This window comes from Candidatus Pantoea communis, assembly GCF_011752685.1.
Taxonomy (GTDB): domain Bacteria; phylum Pseudomonadota; class Gammaproteobacteria; order Enterobacterales; family Enterobacteriaceae; genus Pantoea; species Pantoea communis.
Window position 1 is genome coordinate 1 of sequence record NZ_VWXC01000054.1, and the last position, 1,604, is coordinate 1,604.

1 protein-coding gene is annotated in these 1,604 nt (G+C 53.1%); it reads left to right on the plus strand.

Annotation, left to right across the window (positions count from 1 at the left end; translation table 11 throughout):
• Positions 1 to 40 precede the first annotated feature (40 nt).
• Entirely contained in the window at positions 41 to 1,573 is a 1,533-nt protein-coding gene (locus tag F3J37_RS27775; RefSeq protein ID WP_166936836.1) for an IS3 family transposase, read from the plus strand.
• The last annotated feature ends 31 nt before the right edge of the window (positions 1,574 to 1,604 follow it).

A 1,604-nucleotide genomic window follows, 5' to 3' on the forward strand; every position in this document is an offset into this window, starting at 1 on the left:
GGGGGTGCGGACGATTTCCTGGACTCTCAGGAGATAAGTTATGTATTCCGAAGCGGATCGCCTTCGTGCAATCGAGCTGTACTTTAAATATGGCAAAAAGATCGTAGCCGTTGTTCGTGAGCTGGGTTATCCCACAGAGCGTCATCTCAGACGCTGGATAGAAGCATGGAAGGCAGGTGACGGAACTATAAAGAGTGTTAAGCGCAAACCACGCTACTCCACCGCGCAAAAACAGGCTGCTGTTGATCATTATCTAACACACGGGCGTTGCCTGGCCTTCACGTGCCGTGAGCTGGGCTACCCCTGCACCGCAATACTCAACTGCTGGCTGGATGAACTTCTGCCGGGAAAGCGTCGTATCATGACCAGCACCTCAAATCCTGCAGCGCCCTTTACATCAGAGGTTAAGCGTAAAGCCGTTGGTGAGCTGTGCACGCGTAACAAACCCGCCCGAGAAATCGCTCAGCATGTGGGTGTCAGCCGCCAACTGTTGTATAAGTGGAAGGATGAACTTGTTGGTGACGAGGCCTATCGTTCAATGCGTAAACCCAAAACAGCATCCGAAACAGAAGATATCGATAAGCTGCGAAATGAGCGGGACAGGCTCAGACAGGAAATCCAGCAGTTACAGATGGAACACGATATCCTGAAGAAAGCGGATGAAATGATAAAAAAAGACCCGGGCATCAGCGCAGGTCCCCTGACAAACAGGGAAAAGACTAAGGTCGCTGATGCCCTGAGAGAAACATATCCGTTGTCGGCGCTGCTTAGCACCCTGGGGCTCGCCCGTAGCAGCTATTTTTATCACCGCGCTGCGCTGCAGACCGGTGATAAGCACGCAGTTGTTCGTGTTACCCTGGCGGATCTCTTCCACGCTAACTACCGGTGTTACGGCTACCGCCGCCTGCACGCAATGCTCCGTCATGAAGGCGTCCGGCTCTCTGAAAAAGTCGTACGCAGACTGATGTCAGAAGAAACACTTGTTGTGAGCAAAGCACGGCGCCGACGCTACAGCTCGTACTGTGGAGAAATCGGCCCAGCCCCTGATAATCTTCTTGCGAGAGACTTTAATGCAGTGCTGCCCAATCAGAAGTGGCTGACGGATATCACGGAGTTCCAGTTGCCTGCGGGTAAAGTGTGGCTGTCACCTGTGGTGGACTGCTTTGACGGCAAGGTGGTTAGCTGGTCGGTAGGCACAAGGCCAGACGCAATGCTTGCAAACAGCATGCTGGAGAGTGCGATCAAGACGCTACAACCCAACGAACGCCCAATCATACACAGCGATCGTGGCGGGCATTACCGGTGGCCGGGGTGGTTACAGCAAATATCCTCCTCGGGGCTCACTCGTTCAATGTCGCGCAAAGGGTGCTCGCCAGATAATGCGGCATGTGAAGGGTTCTTCGGGCGGCTGAAAAACGAGATGTATTATGGTCGCAACTGGTCAGGCGTAACGCTTGAAGACTTCATGAAGAAGGTGGATGGTTACATCCGCTGGTACAATAGTCATCGGATCAAGCTGTCGCTGGGTGGAGTGAGCCCAGATATGTACCGGCAAAAACTGGGGTTAATATAATCAATCAGTCCAAGAAATCGTCCGCACCCCC

What these genes read in the sequence shown, in the direction of transcription:
- F3J37_RS27775 (WP_166936836.1), top strand. Translation starts at nt 41, where the DNA reads ATGTATTCCGAAGCGGATCGCCTTCGTGCAATCGAGCTGTACTTTAAA.